At 51.0% G+C, this 22,258-nt stretch carries 23 protein-coding genes; 10 read left to right on the top strand and 13 right to left on the bottom strand.

Features of this window, described 5'->3' with window-relative positions; genetic code table 11:
- The first annotated feature begins 12 nt into the window (after nt 1-12).
- The 5 genes from AC0YNW_RS22140 to AC0YNW_RS22160 all read left to right on the top strand — a co-directional run bounded on the left by AC0YNW_RS22140 (nt 13) and on the right by AC0YNW_RS22160 (nt 2,741).
- On the top strand, nt 13-543 hold the full coding sequence (locus AC0YNW_RS22140; protein WP_475833793.1) for a MauE/DoxX family redox-associated membrane protein: 531 nt from the start codon (nt 13-15) through the stop codon (nt 541-543).
- Nucleotides 540-1,016, top strand: a complete 477-nt coding sequence (locus AC0YNW_RS22145) for a hypothetical protein (RefSeq protein WP_475833794.1) — start codon at nt 540-542, stop codon at nt 1,014-1,016. Before AC0YNW_RS22140 ends, AC0YNW_RS22145 begins: the two co-directional genes overlap by 4 nt.
- The gene (locus AC0YNW_RS22150) at nt 1,013-1,411 is read left to right on the top strand and encodes a hypothetical protein (RefSeq protein ID WP_475833795.1); all 399 of its coding nucleotides are present in this window, start codon (nt 1,013-1,015) and stop codon (nt 1,409-1,411) included. Before AC0YNW_RS22145 ends, AC0YNW_RS22150 begins: the two co-directional genes overlap by 4 nt.
- Nucleotides 1,412-1,572: 161 nt before the next feature.
- Entirely contained in the window at nt 1,573-2,217 is a 645-nt protein-coding gene (locus tag AC0YNW_RS22155) for a TetR/AcrR family transcriptional regulator (protein WP_387477251.1), read from the top strand.
- A gap of 59 nt (nt 2,218-2,276) precedes the next feature.
- Nucleotides 2,277-2,741, top strand: a complete 465-nt coding sequence (locus AC0YNW_RS22160) for a DUF2306 domain-containing protein (protein ID WP_475833796.1) — start codon at nt 2,277-2,279, stop codon at nt 2,739-2,741.
- 48 nt (nt 2,742-2,789) lie between these two features.
- Here AC0YNW_RS22160 and AC0YNW_RS22165 read toward each other — a convergent pair whose 3' ends face one another.
- From AC0YNW_RS22165 to AC0YNW_RS22180, 4 genes are all read right to left on the bottom strand, one after another.
- A complete protein-coding gene (locus tag AC0YNW_RS22165; protein WP_475833797.1) occupies nt 2,790-3,272 on the bottom strand; it encodes an SRPBCC family protein in 483 nt (160 codons plus the stop codon).
- Nucleotides 3,273-3,408: 136 nt separating this feature from the next.
- Nucleotides 3,409-5,091, bottom strand: coding sequence for a S41 family peptidase (locus tag AC0YNW_RS22170; RefSeq protein WP_475833798.1), 1,683 nt, complete (start codon nt 5,089-5,091; stop codon nt 3,409-3,411).
- Nucleotides 5,092-5,272: 181 nt separating this feature from the next.
- Nucleotides 5,273-6,637 (bottom strand): sensor histidine kinase, encoded by a 1,365-nt coding sequence (locus AC0YNW_RS22175; RefSeq protein ID WP_475833799.1) that lies wholly within the window; start codon nt 6,635-6,637, stop codon nt 5,273-5,275.
- Nucleotides 6,634-7,311 (bottom strand): response regulator transcription factor, encoded by a 678-nt coding sequence (locus tag AC0YNW_RS22180; protein ID WP_475833800.1) that lies wholly within the window; start codon nt 7,309-7,311, stop codon nt 6,634-6,636. Before AC0YNW_RS22180 ends, AC0YNW_RS22175 begins: the two co-directional genes overlap by 4 nt.
- Before the next feature lie 100 nt (nt 7,312-7,411).
- Between AC0YNW_RS22180 and AC0YNW_RS22185 the strand changes: the two genes are divergently transcribed.
- Nucleotides 7,412-8,845 carry a catalase gene (locus AC0YNW_RS22185; RefSeq protein ID WP_475833801.1) on the top strand — a complete coding sequence of 478 codons (1,434 nt, stop codon included), beginning with the start codon at nt 7,412-7,414 and terminating at the stop codon, nt 8,843-8,845.
- 146 nt (nt 8,846-8,991) lie between these two features.
- Here the strand turns inward: AC0YNW_RS22185 and AC0YNW_RS22190 are convergent, their stop codons facing one another.
- Both AC0YNW_RS22190 and AC0YNW_RS22195 read right to left on the bottom strand, forming a co-directional pair.
- Nucleotides 8,992-10,053: a hypothetical protein gene (locus tag AC0YNW_RS22190; RefSeq protein WP_475833802.1), complete on the bottom strand. Its 1,062-nt coding sequence runs from the start codon at nt 10,051-10,053 to the stop codon at nt 8,992-8,994.
- Nucleotides 10,050-11,831, bottom strand: a complete 1,782-nt coding sequence (locus AC0YNW_RS22195) for an HSP90 family protein (protein ID WP_475833803.1) — start codon at nt 11,829-11,831, stop codon at nt 10,050-10,052. The genes AC0YNW_RS22190 and AC0YNW_RS22195 overlap by 4 nt, the downstream gene beginning before the upstream one ends.
- Before the next feature lie 135 nt (nt 11,832-11,966).
- Between AC0YNW_RS22195 and AC0YNW_RS22200 the strand changes: the two genes are divergently transcribed.
- Nucleotides 11,967-12,209: a hypothetical protein gene (locus AC0YNW_RS22200; protein ID WP_475833804.1), complete on the top strand. Its 243-nt coding sequence runs from the start codon at nt 11,967-11,969 to the stop codon at nt 12,207-12,209.
- 184 nt (nt 12,210-12,393) lie between these two features.
- Here AC0YNW_RS22200 and AC0YNW_RS22205 read toward each other — a convergent pair whose 3' ends face one another.
- Nucleotides 12,394-14,502: a TerD family protein gene (locus AC0YNW_RS22205; protein ID WP_475833805.1), complete on the bottom strand. Its 2,109-nt coding sequence runs from the start codon at nt 14,500-14,502 to the stop codon at nt 12,394-12,396.
- Nucleotides 14,503-14,921: 419 nt separating this feature from the next.
- Here AC0YNW_RS22205 and AC0YNW_RS22210 point away from each other — a divergent pair, with 419 nt between their 5' ends.
- Nucleotides 14,922-15,299 (top strand): hypothetical protein, encoded by a 378-nt coding sequence (locus AC0YNW_RS22210; RefSeq protein ID WP_475833806.1) that lies wholly within the window; start codon nt 14,922-14,924, stop codon nt 15,297-15,299.
- A 65-nt stretch (nt 15,300-15,364) separates the two neighbouring features.
- Here the strand turns inward: AC0YNW_RS22210 and AC0YNW_RS22215 are convergent, their stop codons facing one another.
- The 5 genes from AC0YNW_RS22215 to AC0YNW_RS22235 all read right to left on the bottom strand — a co-directional run bounded on the left by AC0YNW_RS22215 (nt 15,365) and on the right by AC0YNW_RS22235 (nt 19,441).
- Entirely contained in the window at nt 15,365-15,493 is a 129-nt protein-coding gene (locus AC0YNW_RS22215) for a hypothetical protein (protein ID WP_475833807.1), read from the bottom strand.
- Between the two features lie 38 nt (nt 15,494-15,531).
- Entirely contained in the window at nt 15,532-16,251 is a 720-nt protein-coding gene (locus AC0YNW_RS22220) for an ABC transporter permease (RefSeq protein WP_475833808.1), read from the bottom strand.
- Complete coding sequence (locus AC0YNW_RS22225; RefSeq protein ID WP_475833809.1) at nt 16,248-17,093, bottom strand: ABC transporter ATP-binding protein; 846 nt, start codon at nt 17,091-17,093, stop codon at nt 16,248-16,250. Before AC0YNW_RS22225 ends, AC0YNW_RS22220 begins: the two co-directional genes overlap by 4 nt.
- A 135-nt stretch (nt 17,094-17,228) precedes the next feature.
- Entirely contained in the window at nt 17,229-18,302 is a 1,074-nt protein-coding gene (locus AC0YNW_RS22230) for a LytTR family transcriptional regulator DNA-binding domain-containing protein (protein WP_475833810.1), read from the bottom strand.
- Nucleotides 18,303-18,364: 62 nt separating this feature from the next.
- The gene (locus AC0YNW_RS22235; protein WP_475833811.1) at nt 18,365-19,441 is read right to left on the bottom strand and encodes an ankyrin repeat domain-containing protein; all 1,077 of its coding nucleotides are present in this window, start codon (nt 19,439-19,441) and stop codon (nt 18,365-18,367) included.
- A gap of 182 nt (nt 19,442-19,623) precedes the next feature.
- On the opposite strand from AC0YNW_RS22235, the gene AC0YNW_RS22240 reads away from it, so the two are divergent.
- Both AC0YNW_RS22240 and AC0YNW_RS22245 read left to right on the top strand, forming a co-directional pair.
- Entirely contained in the window at nt 19,624-20,640 is a 1,017-nt protein-coding gene (locus tag AC0YNW_RS22240; RefSeq protein ID WP_475833812.1) for a hypothetical protein, read from the top strand.
- 16 nt (nt 20,641-20,656) lie between these two features.
- Nucleotides 20,657-21,424 carry an SMI1/KNR4 family protein gene (locus AC0YNW_RS22245; protein ID WP_475833813.1) on the top strand — a complete coding sequence of 256 codons (768 nt, stop codon included), beginning with the start codon at nt 20,657-20,659 and terminating at the stop codon, nt 21,422-21,424.
- Nucleotides 21,425-21,619: 195 nt separating this feature from the next.
- On the opposite strand, the gene AC0YNW_RS22250 is transcribed toward AC0YNW_RS22245, so the two are convergent.
- On the bottom strand, nt 21,620-22,165 hold the full coding sequence (locus AC0YNW_RS22250) for a 50S ribosomal protein L25 (RefSeq protein WP_475833814.1): 546 nt from the start codon (nt 22,163-22,165) through the stop codon (nt 21,620-21,622).
- Between the last annotated feature and the right edge of the window lie 93 nt (nt 22,166-22,258).

Below are 22,258 nucleotides of genomic sequence, written 5' to 3' on the forward strand. Positions count from 1 at the left end.
GAGAGTGACTCTATGCATGTAACGGCTTATCTGACCGATATGCTGCTGGCCGCCATGTTCTTTCTGGCGGCATTCTCCAAGCTGGGGGCTTCCTTTGCCGATTTCCGCTTATCCATTGCCTCCTATCGTGTACTGCCGAGGCAGCTCTTAACCTTAGCGGCATGCAGCGTGTTAGCGGCTGAATTTGCTTTATGCTTACTATATGGATTCGGCCTCTTGCATGTATGGAAAGATCTGTTTGCCGTGCTGCTTTTTACGGGATTTACCCTCATGCTGTTCCGGAAGCGCCGCCTTCAAGAAAGCGACGATACCAGCTGTTCCTGCTTCGGGAAAATCGAAGTGCTGAATAAGTACCCCGTCGTTCGCAATGTCATTCTCATGCTGCTGGCAGGCGGACGCATAGCCTTGCCCGATCGTGCTCCGGCAGACATGGATGCTGCTGTCCTTGCACTGACTGGAATCACAATTATCGTTAGCGGAACGATGCTGTGGGAGCTATATTCGAGCCTGAAGCGGCGCAAGGAGATATCGATAGACTTATGACACTATACGCCATTCTACTATGCATGATTATGGCCGTCGTAGCCGGACTCTTGAGTAGTTACAAGAAACGGATCAGGAGCTCGGAGTTAGCCTTGCTGCACCGGCTGATGGCCTATCATGATGTTCCGGTGCACGCACAGATTACGGTTATACGAATCGACTACGCCCACGCTGCCTTCAAAGCCATTGAAGATTGGCTGCCCGCCCATGCTTCCCAGTCTAATCAATCCCTTATTATTCTGCTGACCGCCCCTGAGTGGCTATGCGGCATTAAGCGCAAGAGTTGGGGGGCCCACGCCACGGTACTGGATGCGTCTGATTGTCATCCGGCATGGGACACGCTAGTACGCTCCGGCTACACGGTGGCAGAATGGAGCGATAACCGAATTCGCCGTTTTACCGATCAACAGCTTTATTTGGACCATTTCACTCCCCATCCACCACAATCAAAGCAGGAGGTAATTCAGTCATGACAGCCGCATTAGCAGGACAATTGGTCGTTGCCGAGAAAGTTGAGTTTGATCCCGCAATCAAAAATCATTCCATTATTCATATTAAAAATCGGGTCTCCGTCCGAACATACCCTTCGGTCGCCATTATTCAAGTATGGATCAAATTATGGCTGAAGAACGAGGAGCGCCAATCGGTCATCCTGTCCATGTATCACCCCAGTGGGCAGATGCTCCTTCACAACCGAATTGACCAAATTGTCAGTGTCCGGCCTTCAGACATGCCGCCCGGCATGGATATGCAGCGGGAGATTCGAGTAGTTGTGACGCAGCCCGGGATCTATCCCCTCATTCTTCGCGATGCGGAGCAAAGCATCATTGCTGAATACCCTCTCTATATTTCAAAAGAAGAATCCTAAAGCTTCACATGCTTCATTCGCGCTGGATAAGGAACGGCTTGATTCACCTCAATGGGAGCCAAGCCGTTCTTATTTGCGTGTGAATCGTCAAAAGATATTGCTATTCCATCCAAATATAGGTTATTATAAATGAACACTGTTAATTAAATAGGATGGTGGTTATGCCAAACGTACGTAATGATGAACCTGCTGAGCCGCGTAAAGTTGTCCGGCGACGGCGCGGTGAGCAAAAAGAGCAGCTTCGGCGCCTTATTCTCCAAACGGCAAGCGAAATGTTCCTGGAGCTGGGTTACCATGACTTCTCGATGCGCAAGCTGGCGGCGCGGGTCGGCTACTCTGTGGCTACCCTGTACTTATACTTTCGCGACAAGGATGACCTGTTGTTCACGGTTGTCGATGACGCCTTCACCCTCTTCCGCAATCAGTTGACCGAAGCTGCCGGTCGAAGCACCGATCCTTGGGAAAGGCTGAGCCAGCTAGGCGAGGCTTATGTCCGGTTCGGACTAAATAACCCCGCGTATTATCGGCTCATGTTTATGTGGAGAATTGACTATCTGATCGAGTCGCGCGCGGGAGAAGACGGTCCGCGTATAGAGGCTTTTCAAGTGCTGGTCGATTCCGTGCAAGAGGCCATGAATCAGGGCGAGATGCAGCAAGAGGAATCAGCCGCCTATAGCGACGTCCTATGGGCTATGCTTCACGGCATTGTATCCTTGGCGATTCAGATGCCCATGTTCGATGAGGAACGCACGATAAAGCTGGTGACGCAAGCGAAAAACATGATCTACAAGGCCTTTCACGCATAGGCCTTTTTTCAAGCCAATAGCTGAACACTGTTCATTAATGAACAATCGGAGAGGAGCACATGATGGCTACACTTTACACTGTATTTCTCGTGATTCATATTGTCGCCGGAACGGTATGTTTGCTGGCAGGAGGAATCGCCATTGGAGTCCGTAAGCGAAGAGGCGTCCACACGCTAGTCGGAGAAGCATACCATGCCTTTTACTTCGTTGTGTTCATCACCTCGGTGGCGATGGCAATCATGAAGTGGTCTACCCTCCAGTACCTTTTCTATATCGCCTTATTCTCTTACGGGCAAGCACTTTATGGGTATCTTGCCCGCAAGCGGCGGAGGGACGGCTGGCTGCGCAAGCATATTATCGGCATGCTTGGATCCTATATCGGGATTATTACTGCCGTTCTCGTCGTAAACGGTGAAGATATCGCCAGCCTCACGGGTATGCCAGCCATTATGCTATGGTTCATTCCGACTGTGATTGGCACGCCGCTCATTATTCGAACGGTCAATCGATTCGTCCGAGCTTGAACGGTCCGTGCAAAATGGCCCGCCATGGAATGGCGGGCCATTTATCTATCAGCTTTTCTGAAGCAGCTCTACAAGCTGCGAGTATTCCTTATATCGTTTCTCCCACGCACTCTCCCGCGACTCGATCATCTTCTCCTCCAGCAGAGCCTCAATGACATCCAGACATACATGCCAGCCTGTCAGATCCTTCGGCGTATGGTCGGTTAAGACGTGAATCTTCTCGACCAGCACCAGCCGGCATCCGCCCGCTTCCGGGTAAAGCTCGAACCGGACCTGATCCTCTCCCCACGTATATGCGAGCACGGACTGATCCTTCAGTTCCAGTATAGCCATCTCCTCGAACGTGCCATCCTGCATATCGAACTTTATAACCCCGCCTTCCCGCAGGTCGTCCACATGCAGCTCGGAGAACCATTTCTTCAATTGCTCGTTGTCGGTAAGCATCGCCCAGACCTTCGCCACAGGGTGGTTCAACTGACGCTCAAACCGCGCCTTATATTCCCCTTGGACTTGCCTCAATACGGCTAACATCTATATCCTCCTCTCTGCTTGTCTTGCCCCTTCACTTTATCATAATTTTGCCCCCAACACGCAATTGCTCCAGAGGACCCCGACTATCCATACTGGCTCGGATAATTCCAGTCCAATACTGCGACAGAGATCCAGGCTATTGCCCAAGCGCCTCCATAGCCATCTTCAGCTCTACATCTTGTCCATCCATATACTTCATTGCAAATGTCTCTTCATTCAGCGGGATGCGAATATCCGGCATAGCGCCGCCCTTACCGGTATAATCCCCATCACCCATAATCATGCCAGCCTTATTCGTTGCCCGGCCATCAGCCGATTCCACTACATAGCCTCCCGGCATCTGCACGGCAATTGGGCTTGTTACGACGCCGAAGGAGCCATTCGTCCCTGTAAAACCGACAATCGTTACATTCGGCCTTCCCTTCAAGACTAGCGGCAGACCCTCTCCCGAGCTGGCTGTCCGTCCGTTGACCAGAATCGCGATTTTGCCTCCGTAATACGGCTGGGAAGGCTGGATTCTGTAATCTTCGCCATTGTTAATCTCGAACTTCTTCGTATAACGGTTATAGTAGCTGACATAGGAGTATCGTGTCTCCTCGTCTACAAAATGTCCAGCCATCTGAACAACCAGCGCGTCCTCTCCGCCCGGATTATCCCGCAAATCAAGGACTAGCCCTTTCATATCCATTGCCATTAACGAATTCAATATTTTTTTCAAATCGCTTGCCGGGTTCGAGGAGGCCATCCCGGACAGAAAACTGCTTATTCGAATATAGCCGTATCCATTATCCATCATGCCCCCTTCAACCGGAGGCGTTTCTTTCGTTAATTGCGGCCTAGTTCGCTTAAGCGTCTCATATTGGTCGTCATAGGCTGTGAGCCTGGCCGTCTGCGCCTGGCCGCCAGCCTCGTTTCGATATACGACTTCCACGGCTCGACCGATTGACGCCCTCGGCAGGAATCGTCCACGGTTTATGTTTTCATTCTGATCCGTATTGGGGGTATCGCTCCAGCTTGTCGCCTCATAGGCTGTCTTCACCTCTTCCCCGTTCCACTTCACAATTTCTGTTCCTATCCGGATTCCAGCGTTTTCGGCCGGACTGCCCTCCAGCACCAGCGTCACCAATACCCGGCCATTATCCAGCCGAATCGCGCTTATACCGAAGCCGCCTCCCCCATCCTTCTTGTATACCGGGCTGTCGAACACCTTATCGTTCACGATTCGAATATGGCCATCCCTCATCTCACCGAGATATTTCCTTAACGTCTGGTTATAGAGGTCTGCATTCTTTGCCCGCTCCGCTTGCTCGAAGATAGGCTCATATTGGGCTCTCAACTTGTTCCAGTCGATTCTCTTCCATTCACCGAATGGATATTCTACCGATAACCGCTTATTTAATTGAACGAAAGCATCGGAATAGCCCATCTTGCTGAAGTCGCTCACCGGGTTATAGCGCAATTCGCCAGCCGACTGAATGGCAATGCCCAAGAATAGCACTCCCAGCAGACATAAGGCCATTCGAACAGCCTTACTGAGCTTGCGCTTTGGCGCCACAATAAGAGAGTTTTTTTTGAATAGCCGCTTTATGGTGCTCAAAAATAAAATAACGGTCAGCACATAAAATGCCAATGCCAGCAAAGTGGTATCTCCTGACACCACACTTGCAATTGCGACAATAATGCCTGCGCTCGGCACCCAATCCACCCAGCGGACGCTTCTCCTGGTGACAGGTACCGCGTACCAAAGCAAAAGAAACAAATGAAGCGCACCTAAGATCATTTCGTATACGGTCAGCCATTTTATAGAATCAATCATCATACATCCTCCTAAACTCCCTATTGTGCAGCTGCTCAGCTTGAGAATAGAGGGGAAATATGAACGGAGCATGAACGGGCAAGCGCGACAGAGTTTCGGACAGGCCGGATAGTGATCAGCGCAAAAAAACAGCCGCTGCCCAGTAGGCAACGGCTATTCCCATGCAAGTTCATGATTGCACTTTTTATTTGTGAGGAGGAAGTGCTGCGGGCAGTCTTACGATAACTTCCGTTCCCTGTCCCATCTGGCTGCGCACCTCAATCTCTCCTTGGTGATTTTCGATAATTTGTTGAACGATGGCAAGTCCCAAGCCGTTGCCGCTTCCGCTGCGCGACCGATCAGCCTTATAGAACCGCTCGAACATTCGACTGAGTTCTTCGGGTGACATTCCTCGGCCTGTATCGGTCCACGTAATCGTATGAACGGTCGGTGTTGATGCAATAGCCACAAGAATACGCCCGCCCTCAGGCGTAAATTTGATACTGTTGCCCAGCACATTCAGCCATACCTGATTAAGCTGATCCTCATCCGCGGTAATAAGAGCGGCAGCGCCCAAGTCTACATCCATTCGAATCCCCTTGGACGACCATTGCGGCTCACAGGCGACGACCGCGCTCCTGATTTGCTCATCCACGCGGTAGGTACGGGCCTCAAACGGATGATGGCTGGACTCTAAAGAAGCCAGCGCCAGCAAATTATCGCCCAATCGGGACAGCCTCTCACTCTCCGCTACAATAATATCGAGATAACGGTCCCGCTTCTCGGCCGCCATCCCCTCGCTATGCCTTAGCGTTCGTGCAAAGCCGGATATAGACGTCAACGGGGTCTGAATCTCATGCGAGACGTTCGAGACAAAGTCCTGCCTCATCGACTCCAGCTCCTTCAGTTCCTTCGCCATCTCATTGAAGCTTTGCGCCAGCGTCCCGATCTCGTCTCTCCGTTTTATCCGTAGCGCCACGTCGAAGTCGCCCTTGCCAAGACGCCTGGTTGCCGCCGTGAGCACCTTCAGCGGCTTAACCAGATAACCTGCCGCGAAGAGAATAAGCAAGCTGCCAATCAGCAACGCAAGACCAAGAATGACGAGAAACAGCTGGATAATGACTCCTTCATTCCTGGAGGAAGACAGCAGGATCAAAGCATACGATTCCTCCTTGAATCGGATCGGCACACCGACGAATGCGCCCTCCGACTTGATCGCGGCCTGATAGAGCTCTCCATGTAATACCTGCTGGACCGCCTCAGTAGTAAGCCGGATATCGTAGGTTTGATTTATCGCTTCATAAGCTTTCTTATTGGCGCCGTCCGCCAGCAGTTGAACCGGAAACGAAGACAATGCGGACACATCACCGATGAACCGCTCCAAATCCTCAACATCTGCCTGTTCGTATACGCTTAGAATATGCTCTCCCGCAGCCCGCATCTCTTCTTGCTGCAATACGTTCAGATCCCTCTGATACAGCAACAATCCGATTAATGAAGCCGCGAAAATAGCTGCCGCAATCGTGGCTAGAAAGGTCAGGACAACGCGGACATAAAGCGTCTTGATCATATCCGCCCCACAACCCGGTAGCCGAGACCGCGGGCCGTTTCAATGCGGAACCCGCTTGACTCATCCCCGAACCGCTCCCGCAGCCTTTTGATATGCACATCTACAGTCCGGTCATCGCCTTCATATGCCATGCCCCATATTTGGACAATGAGCTGCTCCCTGGTAAAGATCTGACCCGGATAACTGGCCAGCTTGAACAGCAGCTCGAATTCCTTCAGCGGCAGAGCAAGCTCCTCGTCTCCTCGCGTAATCTTGTAGGTTAGCCGGTTCAGCACTATTCCGCCCAACTGCACAATTTGGGAAGACGCGATCCGGTAGCGCCTCAGCAACGCTTTCACGCGCAGCACCAGTTCCATTGGATCGAAGGGCTTGGTCAAATAATCATCCGTTCCTAGCTGGAAGCCTTTCACCCTCTGACCCGCCTCGCCTTTCGCCGTCAGCATAAGGATAGGGATATCCTCCCCCTCGCTGCGGATAGCCTTGCAGAGCTCCCAGCCGTCCATCTCCGGCATCATAATATCTAGAATGATCAGGTCAATTTCCATACCTTGCAAAATACCCAGCGCTTGGACACCGTTGTCCGCCTCCACCGTCAAGAAGCCCGCGGTCTGCATATGCTCGCTAATCAGCTCGCGAATATGCGCATCGTCTTCGGCGATTAGAATTGTGGCCATCCGGAACTCACTCCTTTATCGATTTCTTTGTACTGGCATGGAAGCCTGACCCGAACCATATGGTAGTAGGAATACACTTATAGACATGGGAGGTAGAAGCATGGACAATCCTAACGAAAACCCCCGGACGCCGTCCCCCCAGCCATCGCAGCATGCGGCAGGAGATGAACAACGCCAGGTTCGCGTCACCGGTCATTGGGCAAGCGATGCGCCCGCTGAACGGCATTCGCAGACGGTAGGCGATCGCGGCCCGGTACTGGAGCAGGACAACATCCTGCATGAGACACTGGAGACCTTTGTCCATGAGAAAATCATCGAAAGACCAGTGCATGTAAAGGGCTACGGCGCCTTCGGCTACTTCGAGACCGTTCATTCCATGACTCCGTATACGCAGCTCAGCTTTCTGCAAAACCCTGGCCAGCAGGTTCCCGTCACTGTACGGTTCTCCCTGGCTGTCAGCAACCGGGGTACGCCGGACACATCTCGCAACGTGCGCGGCTTTGCCACCAAATTTTATACTCACGAAGGCGTATTCGATCTGATCTGCAACCATATTCCCGTCTTCTCTGTGCGGGATGCCATCCGCTTCCCGGAATCCATTAAGGCGTTCCTGCCATCTCCGGTAAATAATCTACTTGATCCAGAGAGGTTCTGGAGCTTCGTCGCCAGAGCGCCGGAATCTACGCATTTCCTTCTCTATCTTTATTCCGATGCAGGGACGGTTAAGAGCCTTCGCCACATTCCGGGCCACGGCGTCAATACCTATGTGTGGAAGAATGCGCAGGGCGCACGCGTGTACGTCAAGTATCACTGGATTCCGACCGCAGGCATTCAGTACATAGACCGACAAGAGTCGGCCAAGTTAAGTGCCGCTAACCCGGATTACGCAGGCCAGGATCTGTACGATACCTTGGCGGCAGGCAAAACAGTAGAATACGGGCTGTATGTGCAGCTCATGAATCCACAGGATGAAGCTGTACTCCCCTTTGACCCGCTGGATGATACAAAGGTATGGGACGAGCGGCTATACCCCATGAGGCCGGTAGGGCGGCTCGTGCTGAACCGCAACCCTCGCAACTATATGGAACAAGTGGAGAAGCTCGCCTTCTCGCCTTCCAATCTGCTCGAAGGCGCTGAGCTGTCCGATGACAAGATGCTCCAAGGGCGCGCCAACATCTACTGGGATTCGCAGCGGCGGCGGCTCGGGCCCGACTTCCGCAAAATCCCCGTCAATCATCAGGAAAACTGGACACCCGCTAACCTCGTGACCAGCGGCGATGGACGTCATGTCGAGGGCCGCCTCCAACGCTCAGATATCCCGAAGCCAGACGACTTCACACAGGCCGGCCAGTTCTACCAAGCCCTTCCTCCTGTGGAGCAGGAGCATCTGGTTGATAATCTGGCCGCTGATCTCGCCGGCATTTCCCAAGAGACACGAAGCGTCGTGCTGGGCTATCTGTCCCAGGCATCGCCTGAGCTCGGCGACCGGGTAGCCCGGCAGATTCAAGCCTCGTCTCGGAATGGCTCCAGCTAGAGCATACGAGAAAGCATAGTCTCGCAGCATTGACTCGGCCATTCCCCGTTGAACCGAATAGAACTGCACCCGTGGGATTGGCCAGTTGCCAGCCCATAGGTGCAGTTCCTTGCTGTTTGGAGGCCGTGCAATAAGCGCTCCCCCCGCTATTCCGATCGAGATGCATACGCCGCAATCAGCCTGCGGATATGCTTATTCCTCTCTTCGATATACTGAGTCATATACGAGTTGCCATTCCTGCGGTCGAACGCCTCAGCCAGTCGCGCAATCTCTTGATTCACCCAGTCCATCGTCACGCGATCCGCCTCGGCCAGTTTCTTCCTCCGCCTCTTCTTATGCCACTCGGCGAGGAACATTCGCACGGACAGAAAATAGTGAAACCGGTCCCAGCCTACTTTGCTATCCAGACCATAACGAATCGTCTCATTGTAGATTTTCACAGCCTTAGGCAAGTCGGTCACGGTGAAGAACTCCAAGAAAATGCTATGCTCCTCCAGAAACTGCGGTCCTTTAATGAGCCGGAGCGCTTTCTTCGAGATAGCCATCGCCTGATCATATTCCTTAAGCTTCAGCAGCGGAACAATGGTATGGCTGTATGTATTCTGAGGAACAGCGTGACAGGTCATCTTCCCCTCCAGAATCGGCTTCAGCGTTCCCATGCCCTTCTTGTAATGGTTCATCTTGAACTGGTATACGCCAAACAGATTCTGTTCGCAGGCTTTGCAATCGGCGAGGGAATCGCGCGGCGCGGAACGCCATAGCTTATAAAATTCTGTTGCTTCCGCAAGCATGCCCTGTGACAATAAGAAATTGACCTTCTGCTGATAGTACGGACGAAGATTAAAGCCGTGCTGGATACACTTTTGCTTGAAATCCTCATAAATCCGTTCCACCTGATCCAGACTGAACTCCGGCATTCGCCATACCTCATTCAAGACCCACTTGTAATACCAGAGCAAGGTATGCACCGAATATTCGCCCGGCGTCTGCTCGAACTTCGCCAAGCACCAGGAGAAAGCAACTAATATCTTCTCCCGCGAGCCTGCCTCAAGCGCGGCCGACATATAGTTAATCCGTGCGTCATAGGCATCCTCTTCCGTCATATAACAGTCTGCCATGACGATCATTTCCTCGAAGGTCGCCGCCTTCTGCTTCTGGTCCGTTATGCTCCAGCTCCCGCGCCTTAATTCATGGAATCGATTACTCATAGGCGTACCTCGGCCGCTCCGCCGAGTCCTCTATTCATGAACTTCAGCAGAGCCTCATTCAGCATCCGCAGCTCTTCCGCTCCCATGACATGGTTGCCAAGCAGAAGCGCCTGCGTATAGAACAGCTCTATACTGGCCTTCTGCAGCTCCAGATCACGGGATTCAATCGCTTTGCGGACCATCGGATTGTTGTAGTTGTAGCAGAGACGAGCATACGGCTGTTCATACAGCCCATCCTTGATGACACGAACGATCTCCGCGAATAGCGGGTTCGCTTCCTGCTCGCTTGCCTCCGCCAGCTTGAAGAAGTTCGCTTCCTGATCAGTGTTGTACAGCACCGGAATGTCCGCCGGCTCGAACCAGCGCACTAACGTGCGGCATTGGAACGGCTCAAGCAGCCGATCGGAATAGTCCAGAAAAGGCTGGACAGCCAGCTTATCCTCATAGCCCAGCTCCTCGAATCGATTGGCGAATTCCAGAATGCTTAAGATATCGACCGTTACATCTTCCTCTACTGTCGTCACGTTCCGTACAAGGTCCAGATCATGGACGTAGCCGCCATTCACGACCATCAACTCCTGCGCCTTGGCTACACGCGCAACCTGCCGGAATTCATCCAGAGTAGCCGCAACAAGAATGATGCGATGATCGCGGAGAATGTCCGCCATCTTCCGATCCCCATAGGAGGTCTCAAAGCTTAAGTGACGGATGAACAAGGCATACAGCTCATCATCCTCGACGGCCATCGTCTTGATCGAAGCATAGTGTACGCGAATGATACGCTGGAACAACTCCGGATCGCGCTCGGACAGACCGATCAAGTACCGCTTGATACACTCGCCCAGTTCGTCACGGACGGCAAAAAACAAGTCATTCTCCTGAAAGGCTTCCCGTGATGCCGTAGGGCGCAAGCTATCGGTATTCAATATGCCATTGACGAAAAAAGCCCATGCCGGCAGGATGTTGTTCATCTTGTCGGACAGCAGCATGTTTTTCAGATAGACCCGGTGTCTCTTCTCGTCCTGTAAGCTAACCGCATACGGAAGAATATGCGCGATGCCAGACACGCCTCCAATGACCGAGGATAACGGGATAATATCCATGGGCTTGGAATACGTCTCTCGCTCCACATATGCAAGAGCCTCCTCCTTTTCCATGCACCACGGCGGTGTAGGCTCGTTGATGGTACGCTCGTATTTATCCTCAATCAGCTTGATCGGAATCGGCAAATATTGCCCGTACTTCTCCAGCAGCTCGCTGACTTGATAATACTCAAAGTATTCCTCATAATCTGGCTTCGCCTTCAGGTAGACGGTCGTCCCTATCGGTACCTGCCGCTGAAGCTTCTTAATGGTGTAAGTGCCATCCGGCTTGCCGCGCCATTCCAGCGCGTCACCTTCCAATGCGGAACGGGTAATCATCACGATCTCCTCGCTCACGACAAAACAAGCCAGCAGCCCTACCCCAAACTGACCGATAAAGTCGTCCGCCGTATCCTGCTGCTCCCGCTTCGTCGAGCTGCCGATTCGAGCCAAAAACTGCTCAATCTCCGACTCCGTCAACCCGCAGCCATTATCCGAGAAGGCGAGCGTATGGGAAGAGAATACTTCAACCTTCACCGTCTCGTCGAAGGTATGTCCAAGCCTTCTTCTTGCGGTCACCGCATCGACGCCGTTCTGCAGCAACTCTCGTACAAATACGCCGGGATCGGAGTAGAGGTGATTAGATAATAGATCAATAACGCCTTGTAAATTCACTTGAAAGTTCATATTTTTCATGAGTCTACCTCATCATACTAGAATGGAATATGTTACAAATTTAATTATATCAAAGTAAGGATAAAGTGAATATGTTAGCTGCCTCGTGAACCTGAGCCCAGTCTATCTGGTCTATTCTGTAGAAGGTGATCAACGTTGGACTACAGTTACTTGAAATATGCCGTAGATATGGATGCTCAGACGCTTGAAGCGCTGATGCGCTTTACGCGCAATCTGAGCTACAACTTCATTGTCTTCTTCACCAATATACCAGAGAAGGCACTTGAGCCGGACTCACCTTCCCATTTCGGAACAACAGGCCTGCGCTCGACCCGGAAATCCGTGATTTGCTCATTAACTTCAGAAGCAAGACTGGCTGGAGGAAGCAAATATCTCTAATTTGTATATCGACATGTTGGGATGGAAGGATTATGGCGGGAGCAAGGCAATAGGCACGGCGAAGAGCGGTAATCTCGATAAACACATTTTTGCTTCCGGAATTATGCTAAACGGTGTCACCACTTAAGGCTCCCTTACAAAACCAAAGCCCCTGCTGCTTCACTGCAGCAGGGGCTTCTTTCGATTAAGCGAGATATTCCGCCATAATCTCCTCCAGATCAAACGGCGTAACCCCTTTATCCATCGAAAATACCGAGTCAGCCTCATTCGCTTCTTCAGCCAGTACGCCTCTTGCCATCGCATGGAGCGTAAACAAATCATACAGGTTGGGCTTCCGCAGGGTAGTCATTGCTTGGCCCATAATGACGATACCGTTCTGGTTCCCTTCCACATTATTATGATAACCAGGATGTCTCTTCAGAGATAAATCTGTCCACACCACTGTACGTGTCACTAGATCCAAAATGACGGGAATCGCAATCTGCGTATTAGCCGTCACATCAATCTTGTTCTCCACCGTCGAAGGCTCGAAAATCTCACCCGAGACAGGCTTCTTGCGCATCATCCAGCCCATGAAGCATTCCGGCAAGTCACAGTACGGCTGATCCGTATAAGACTGAAGGGTTGCGATAACATAACGGCCGCCCTGTTCGACGATTGAGGGAATATGCAGATCAATGAACTCACACGCGCCGTGTGGCGCCGCTACAATATCGCCGCTATGCACTGCACGCATACTGGTGGATCTTAGATTCGTGTACGAGATATGCTCCATATACCGCCAATTCTTATCGTACATCACGGCGGACAAATCGATATCCACACGTCCGGTAGGCTTGCCGTTCACGTCCCCTTCCTTCCACCAGCTGAAGAAACGGATCGTATCTCCCTCCGGCATCGCCAGACGGCTGCCCCGGACGATGGTGCGCAGCGCCTTGCTTGCCGATCGCTGAGAGAACGGAACTAGACAATTCACCAATCGGCGATCAATATAGGTCTTCCCGAGCGGCGGAAGCGACGAGAATCGCTCGATCAGGGTCCGGTCAGAGATGTGTACAATCTCTTCACACAGCGCACGGTCTATCACAGGCAACTGATATGGAATGACAACCGCCTTGGCGACATTGCCTTTGGGGAAAAATGTCCGCAGCTCTACCCGCTCATGACGAAGGGCAAAGTGCGCCTTCACTTGCAGCAAGACAGGCGTAGCTACTTGGTCTGCGATCTCGCCGAAAGCCGCCACGACGTATTCTTGATCATCGACGCCTATACGCAGCAGGTGATCCAGCCGTCTGGCGAACTCGCCGGGACGCTGCATCAAGAGATTCATCGAGGTCCATACATCTCGATACTGCAAGGCGAGCTCAACGCTTCCGCGGAAGGTCGTAAACGGCTTATTATTGCGCAATATATCGAATGCCTCTTGGCAGCGCGTATAACGATGCTTATATTCCGCAGGATGCAAAATTTCGCCAAGCCTGATCCAACGCTGCTTGTATTTCAACATGTCCTCCGTTATAGAATGGCATTGTTCCAGCAGCCCCAGCAATAGCCTTCTCTCGGAACGCTTGAACTTGCGGAAGCGTGCAGGCTCCGCAAGACTGACATCGCCTTCCGACCAAGCGACAGCCAGACGAAGGACATCCGTTGCGTTCTTCACATAACGCCCGATTAACGCGGTATCCGCTTTGTCATGCTTAAGCAAAGCGCCTGCGACGAATGCCACATTCTCCTTATACGGAATCTGCTCGGGCAATATCTCGCTCAGTACCCGATGATCGGCATATTCAATTACCGAATCGATATCTGCTTTATCTGTCTCAGAGATGGATGCATTTGCCTGAATTAGTCTGAATAACATGACGCGGAACTCCGCGTCGCTGCCTAGTTCAATGGTTTTCAATTTCGTTTTCTCCGGGAAAGGAGGTCTTTCAGACGTCATATATTCGGGAACATTTAGTGTGTAATAGTGATAGATTGCATTCAAATACAGCTCTGCATCGTGAGCCTCCATCACTTGGTTCGGAAAGTCAGGATACATCGGTCTGTACGTAACATGAGCGCCTGTCATCACGCTTAGATCCGCGACAAGTTGAACATACAACTCTTCAAACTGCTTAATGGACAAGGATCGCACAGCTTGCATCAATGGGGCAGAGAACGTATAGCCGAGCTGTTCGATATTGTTCAGCGCTGTCGCCAAGTAAGTATGGGGCAGCAGGTTGCGAGGATTCTCTCCCCGATTCACAATTAACTTGTTTGCTCTTCGCAAATAAATGGTATTCATGTTCATAAGGACTACCAGGAAAGCTATATCCCTATTCATTGGAAGTTGGAATAGAAGGAAGGAATATAATAGCCTGGATGCCTCCTCTCATGGGAACTCCTTCAGGAAAGCTGCGCCCCTAGTTCACCTTTAACTGAATAATAGAAGGAAGGATGCGCAGGTAGCCTGAAGGCCAAAACCAGCAGCTAAAGCCGCTCGCTTTGATGTACCCATCTTCACATAACCGGAATGCTCCGAACAGGGCGGAAGTATTACGAAGCGTTAAATTCATCCTCATATTCGAATTGTGGGGCTCATCTAGTGCCCTCATAAAGGGCGGCATCGAAATGAAATATGAAAACCATTACCCTTTTGGATGATTGCCCTTATAATAAAAGGAAGCCGATCCCATTTGCTCATTCCTAATGAACAGAGAGGTGAAGACGATGACAATCTTTTTCACAGCATTAGCCGTTATGTCCTTGATTTCAGCTACAATCACCATTGTGCTTGTCGTTAAGCTAGTGCGTTCCAACAGCCAACGCTACAAACAGAAGAAAATGATTCTTGCGGAAGGCACAACAGCCCAAGCCGTCATTAAGTCCATTCAGCAAACCAACGCACAGGTCGACAATCAGCCGGAGGTACTGCTCCATCTGGAAGTGACCAAGCCGGATGGCGAGGTAGTCCATACCGAAGTAAAGGCCGTTATTCCAATTATATCGATCCCTTCGTTTCAGAAGGGCAGCGTCATTGAAGTCAAGTTTATGATGATCGGCCAGGAGCGGCGCTATGAAGTTGTTGGAGCCTACCTGCCATCATAATGCACAGACCCGCAGAGAGCACAGGATGTGCCTACTGCGGGTCTTTATCTTAAAGAGATGAATCACTATTTGTCGTTATCTTCGAACAGGTATCCGATGATGCCATCCGGCAGCCAATAACGTCTGACAATAAGCACCACCGCAAGTACAATGACGCCCACAATTATATTTTTCGCCAGCTTGTTTTTGTCCAATCCGCGCCCCCCTCTCCGCTCATGATTCCATTCCGCCTTTACTTGTCAAAGCTCTTACTGCGATAAATGATCAGGGTGAGTACAATCGCCGCCGCAGCCCAGATTGCCAGGTTCAGCAGACTGCCCTTCACTCCCTCGAAGCCCCCGCCATGCGCATGCTCGGATAGCCCAATCATGAATTGATAGGATGGAAGCAGCTCCACGATTTTTACAATGACGGCAGAGTCAATGCCAGTCCCGAACATAGGCCCGAATATAAAGATAAGCAATACAGGAAGCCCTACAATGGATGTCTCCGATGCGGTGCGCGAGATAAGCCCAATAATTGTACCGAATGCCATAAAAATAATAAGCATAATAAGCACAAACAGAATAAGAAATCCGATATGGAGATCAGGTATGCCCGTAATTTGGGTACATATGACGATAACCACGGCAGTAAAGACTGCGGTCATGGCACTTTTGCCAAGCAGCACTTCCATAGGCGATGCAGGGGACAGCATGAGCGCCCGCAGCGTGTTCTTTTCCTTTTCTTCCGAAATCATTAAGGCTTGTGCGAAGGCGCCGACGGTCACAATGGCAACCATTATTGGCAGTGTGAAGATGTCCATGCCTTCTCCTGCCGTCTGGGGCCTTCCTTTTGCCAAAATAGCCATTAATATGGGGATACCCGCCATTAACAGAATCTGCGGATTTTTCATGGAGTCCTTCCATTCTTTGTTGATAATGGCCAACAGCCGATGCAGTGATAAGCTCATTCCAGGCCCCTCCCCGTAATCTTCACAAATATATCTCCGAGCGTCGGCTCGTTCGAATGGATCGCGAGCAGCTCTCCTCTTTCCATTAGCTCGCCAATTCGCCTCGCTCCGTCCTTATCCTGTCGCACGATTTCCTTGCCCCCAGGCGCTGTTATCGTAATGGTCTGATCACCATGCTGCAGCCGCAGCTGGAGCGGCGTGTCTAGCGCCGATATTTCCCCGTTATTCAAGAACGCTACCCGGTTGCAGAGCATCTCCGCCTCCTGCATATTGTGCGTGGTCAAAAAAATCGTCGTGCCCTCACGGTTAAGCTGCCTCAGCGTTTCGTGAATTTGCCCCACATTGACCGGATCGAGCGCCGAGGTCGGTTCGTCCAGGAAGAGAATTTCCGGCCTGTGCAGAATCGCTCTCGCCAGTGTCACTCGCTGCTTCATGCCTTTGGACAGCTTCTGTACCGGCGTTGACTGGTCTGCCGCCATATTGACAGACGCCAGCACCGGCCCTATCTCTTTATCCGGGACGCCATATAAGCCGCAGAACAGCTTGAGGTTCTCATAAACCGTAAGGCGGTCATACATGCCGCTGTTATCCGTCAGCACCCCAATCCTGCTCAGGAAACCGGCTTTTCGATTGCGGGCTGGATCCCCTCCAAAGACGCTCACTCGTCCTGATGTATGCGTCAGCTGGGAGGTGAGAATTTTCATCGTCGTCGTTTTCCCAGAGCCGCTTGGACCGAGAAAACCAAATATCTCTCCCCTCTGCACCCGGAAGCTGACATTCTTCAACGCTTGCTTATTTTTGTACGTCTTCTGAAGGTTCTCCACTTCAATAATGCTTTCCATTGCCGTCACCCACTGTCACTTAGTAGCTCTTTCAAGCTCACGGCAAGCTTACCGAATTTCCCCTGCAAACGCAGCAAATCCCCCATGAATTGCGCCGTCAGGGGGATGAATTCAGCCATTTTGGGGTTGAATAAATCAGGTTTGGGAGCCCACAATCGCCTTTAGCTCCTCGAATTTGGCCTTGGACATCGGAATCATCGACTTCTTGCCGTCACCGATCACCAGGCTGTAGCTATTGCGGGACCATACGATCAACTCCGCTGCATACTGAAGGTTGACGAGGTACGAACGATGGCAGCGGTAGAACTGATGCGGAGCGAGCCGCGACTCCATCTCCGTCAGTGTCCATGTCACCGCAAACTCTCCTATGCCTGTATGAATATGTGACAGTCCGTCATTGCTCTCCACATAGTAAATATCCGACGGATCGATAAACACGTATTTATCATCTGACTTCACCATTAATTTTGCGAGCTTAGGTATCGCAGTCTCCGTCTCCGGTTGTTCCGCGTATGGCTCCTCTATATCCAGGAAGTCTGCATGTAATGGTGCCGTCTGTTCAGCCGGCTCTGCTTCTTCCTGCGTCGCGAACCGATGGAAGCCATTTCCCGTCAGCCGGTATACATGATCGGACAGCGAGATGGCCTGCTCCATTGTGGAGCAGGTCACCAGCACGGTCTTGCCCTGATCGACAAGACTTGCGATGAGCTTCCGAACGATAATGCAGCTGTCGAGATCCAGATTTTGCTCGGGGTCCTCCCATATGACCAGCTCAGGCTCATGGACAATGCTTCTGGCAAAGCTAAGCCGCCGCTTCTCGGAGATGCTGAGTTTGGTGAGTCGAACCTTGGCTTTGGCCTCCAGTCCGACCGCCCCTAGCAGCTCGTCAACCGGCTTTCCCATCTTATATAGCCGTGCCCAAAATTGCAGGAAATCGCGTACGCTCATGTAACTGTAGACTCCGTCATCCAATAAACAAAAGCCGGCTCGATGCTTCATCTCCGAGCGCTGCAGATGAAGCGACGCACCCCTGTACTGGACGTTGTAGCCGAGATTAGACGGTTCACCTAGAATGGAGCCGATGAACTGGCGTCCATGCTCGTAGTTGCATTGCACAACCGTGCACTGTCCGAGCGTAAGCTCTAGCTCCATTAACGCCGAAGTAACGGTGCTCTCTTCTTTCTGCTGTTGTACTTGCAATACCGTCATATGTTTTGGCGCCTCCTATTGCTTTTATAAAGAGTAAACTTAACTTCCAATCGGCCGGCTTACTACAGCTCCCCCTCCATAAACCGGATCAAATAGCTCTCCGGTTTAGCAAGAAACTCGGAAAATCCGCATAGATCCGCGTATTGCTGGTGCTCCAGATCATAGCAGCCTAGCCCCTTCTTCTTCGGATTCCACACCAACTGAAGATGCGAATAGTTGTCGATGTCAGCCGACAAGCGAAGCAGCTTCTGCCGGCCAATCTTCATCTGAACCGTATCGGTTAAGGAGAAGAAGTCGATATGGCTAATCTCGTACTCGTTAGCCGTCAGATCCAGACGCAGCTGGTCACCGGTCAGAAAGCTCATGATTTCCTCTGACAAATGAAAGGACTTCAATTCGTGTTTTTTGTTCGCTACGTCATGAAACGCTGCCGGTTCTAATGATTTCAAATAGTCGGCCAGCTCATTGTTCTTATTAGCTACTGCAATCGTATAAGGGCGCTCGCCGTCCTTCTCCGCAATGGTCACATCCGCGCCCCGTTCGATTAGTTCCTTCACCATCGCCTGATTCCCTATACGCACCGCGACAGTCAACGGTGTCGCCCGATAGGGATATACTTGATCGGGTTCATTGTAATTAATATCCACTCCACGATCCAGCAAATAAGTGACGGTCTTCCTGTCATAATCGGAGACCGCCTTGCGCAATAAGGAGCCCCCGTACCGCTTAATATCCAATCCCAGCTCCTCAATAAGCGGGATATTTTGTTTGTTGCCGTAATACGCCTCGCTATAAGCACTGGAGCCAACCTTGTTCACGAGATCCAGCTTGGCGCCTTGCTCCGCCACATAACGTACAATATTCTCCTTGCAATATCGGACCGCTCGCAAAAAAGCGGGGTTTTGACGATCATTCAGATTAGCACCATGCTCTACTAGCAGTCTAACGACTTCCAGCTTTTCCGAAAGCAGCGCCATGTCCAGCGGGCTGACCGTTATATGTTTGCTGAGCGCAATACCTTCTTCTATATTCCAACCTGCCTCAATAGCTTCTTTCAAAGCCGGAATATCGCCTTTATAAATATGCATCGCGATGTCCGGAAGACTCTCGAACTTTCCGATATCCTTCAGCTTAATCATCGATTTATCCACTCCTGACTAAGTCTTACAAAAAGTATAGTTGAACCATTCGGCAAAACGCATCCGACCAGGGACTTAGATCGGGCATTTGACGGAGAGTGCAAGTTCCGTGCAAGCGGCAGGAATACCAACCCTCCCGTTGAATATTGCATAGACGCTTTTAAAGAAAGGAGCGGTTTGTAATGAGCGCGTATGATGTGCATATTGGAAAATTAATTAGCGGAAGACGCGAGCAGGAGGGCAAAGGAGTCTACTTGCTCTGCACGCCGGAGAAGACCATTACCGAAATGGAATCTCCCGGCTCCGTTCAAGGAATTCTCGTGAGCTCCCAGGATTGGGAGGATGCTCTGTACGAATTTTGCCAATCTGCCCTCACCCAATATATAGCGGCAGGACACAATAAAGATGTCTACACCTTCTCCATTCAGGTTGATACGTATCACGGCAGCTTGCTCGTCTATATCAACAACATGGCGAGTCTAAATCATAGCATAGAGAGCGCCCTTCCGTATGAGCGCTCCCGCTCATCTGCTTCACAGGCTGGAAATGACGATAGTCAGCTCCGCAAGCAGCTTCACTACGAGCTCCAGTATGCGGAAGCCGACTACCCTTTTATGTCCGACGATTATCCGCCGCGACTGAGACATTGGCTGGGTATGCTGGCTTGTATAGAGATTAATACGCCGGAGTACCTGGATGTGGAGCAAAACTATATTTTTGAAAAGGGAATGACAGACTCCCAGCTCTTTCTCCTTGCGATCAAGGTTATTCACCGGCTGCAGGATAATCTCAGACAGCTGGATCAAACCGATAATTTCATTGCTTATGTATCAGCCGCAGACGGTGTAGGAGGAGACACGCTCACGACCAGCCAGCTCATCCGAAAGTGTATAAGCGAGGAGAAGTTGTACCAGGTGATGCCGGAGGTGCAGGAGATGGACCTTGCTTTCCAAGCAGCTGTGCTGGAGGTGCAGAAGAAGTCTGTACAAGAGCAAGTGCTGCACTGGACGACTGCCATTGAGCAAGGCGAGTTCGGTAAGGACAGCCCGCACCAATATGAGAAGACGGACTATGCCCCCTATGAACAGCTCCTCTCGCTCGGTGAACCGGCTATACCGTACTTGAGAGAGCAGCTTCAAACAGAGCTCGAAGAGGATACAAAGTTAATTATAGAAATGGTGTTGCAGGACTTGGATTAAGAAAGGTGGACCCCTTTTGAATCAGCCATACGTAGCAATTGATGATATTATCGAAGAAATGCGGGTCTTCATACAGGAGCTTCAGGAGCAAGATCCCCAACATTACAACCGATACCCTATGACGTTGGCGGGCGAAGCGGACGAACAGTCCCTCCATAACATTAGCGAGTGGGCATTGCCGGAAGAGTACCTGTATTTTCTGAAGCGCTATGTCCCGCAATCCGTCACATGGAATACCGGCGACTATGTGAACTTGGACATTTTTGGCGCCAAGGACTTGGAGAGAGGGCAATGGGGGTACAGCCATAATCCTCAGACAAATGAAGTGTTCCAAGAATGGCCTGACCATTATCTGGTCATCGCCAGCGATGAAGGCGATCCCTATTGTATCGATTTGTCCAGAGGGGACACCGTTGTATATGCTGCCGAGCATGGCACAGGATCATGGGATTTTGACGTCGCATACGACAATCTAACCGTCTTTCTTCGCAGTGTTCTGCTGCCGCCGAGCAGCTCCTTGGACTGGGACACAGAAGAGTCCGATACCTACACCTATTACAAGATTTTCATTACAGGTGAAGGCAGCAACAAGCTGAAGACATTGGCGTTTATTAAAAAGAAGTTTTCCTGCGACTATGCGCAAGCAAGAGCGTTTATGGAGTCGCTGCCTCTCCTTGTGTACAAGGGAATTCATCAAGGTGCCGAGAAAATGGAGGCACAACTGAAGGACATTGGAACGGAGTATGAAAAGCGAGAAATAAGCTTCGCTGAATTTGTGCAGTAGGTGCAGGCTTACAGCCCCGCATCAAGAAATAGGCGACATACGGCAATTCATTGAGGATTCCATTGAAATCATTGAACATGCGAGGAAAAAAGGAACTAACTCCGTCAGCATTGAACCCTATTGTATATAGCTGAGCAATACAAATAGCTTTCCCCTTCATAACCATGGAGAGGAAAGCTATTTTTTGATTCAAGCTTAAGGCATGGCGACGGATACGAGGAAGTCATTCGTCCCCGAGAGTACCGTTACCTCCGGGGCAAACTCGATATCTCGAATGTACAGAGACTCACCAATGTCCATGCCGCTAATATCGAGTTCAATAACATTCGGCAAGTGCTGAGGCAACGTTTCCACTTCAATAAATTCTTTATGGATTTGCACAACGCCGCCGGACTTGGTGCCCACCGCTGTGCCCGTAAACCTGACGGCAACCTTGGTGCGCACGCGCTCATTCGACTGCACATGCTGGAAGTCGATATGGATCACATCCTGTGTGACCGGATGACGCTGAAGGTCCTCTAACAATACCGGTAACTTCATGTCTCCCTCAAGCTGCAACTGAATAATGCCCGATCCGTCTTGCCTGAGCCATCTCTGAAATTCTATGGCTGAAATATGAATCATCTCATTACTTTTATTCCTGCCGAATACGATGCCGGGAATACGGCCCGAGTGACGCAGATTTCGAAGCGCCGATGTGTTCATATGAGTACGTTTTTCCGCTAGCAAGCTTTTTGCCATAATAAATCGCTCCTCTTCATGAATTTAGCGTGAATTGCCTAATCGCTGAACCCTCCCCTGGCGGGGATACAAAGAGAAACATAGCATCACCTC

The organism is Paenibacillus sp. J31R120 (assembly GCF_056269225.1).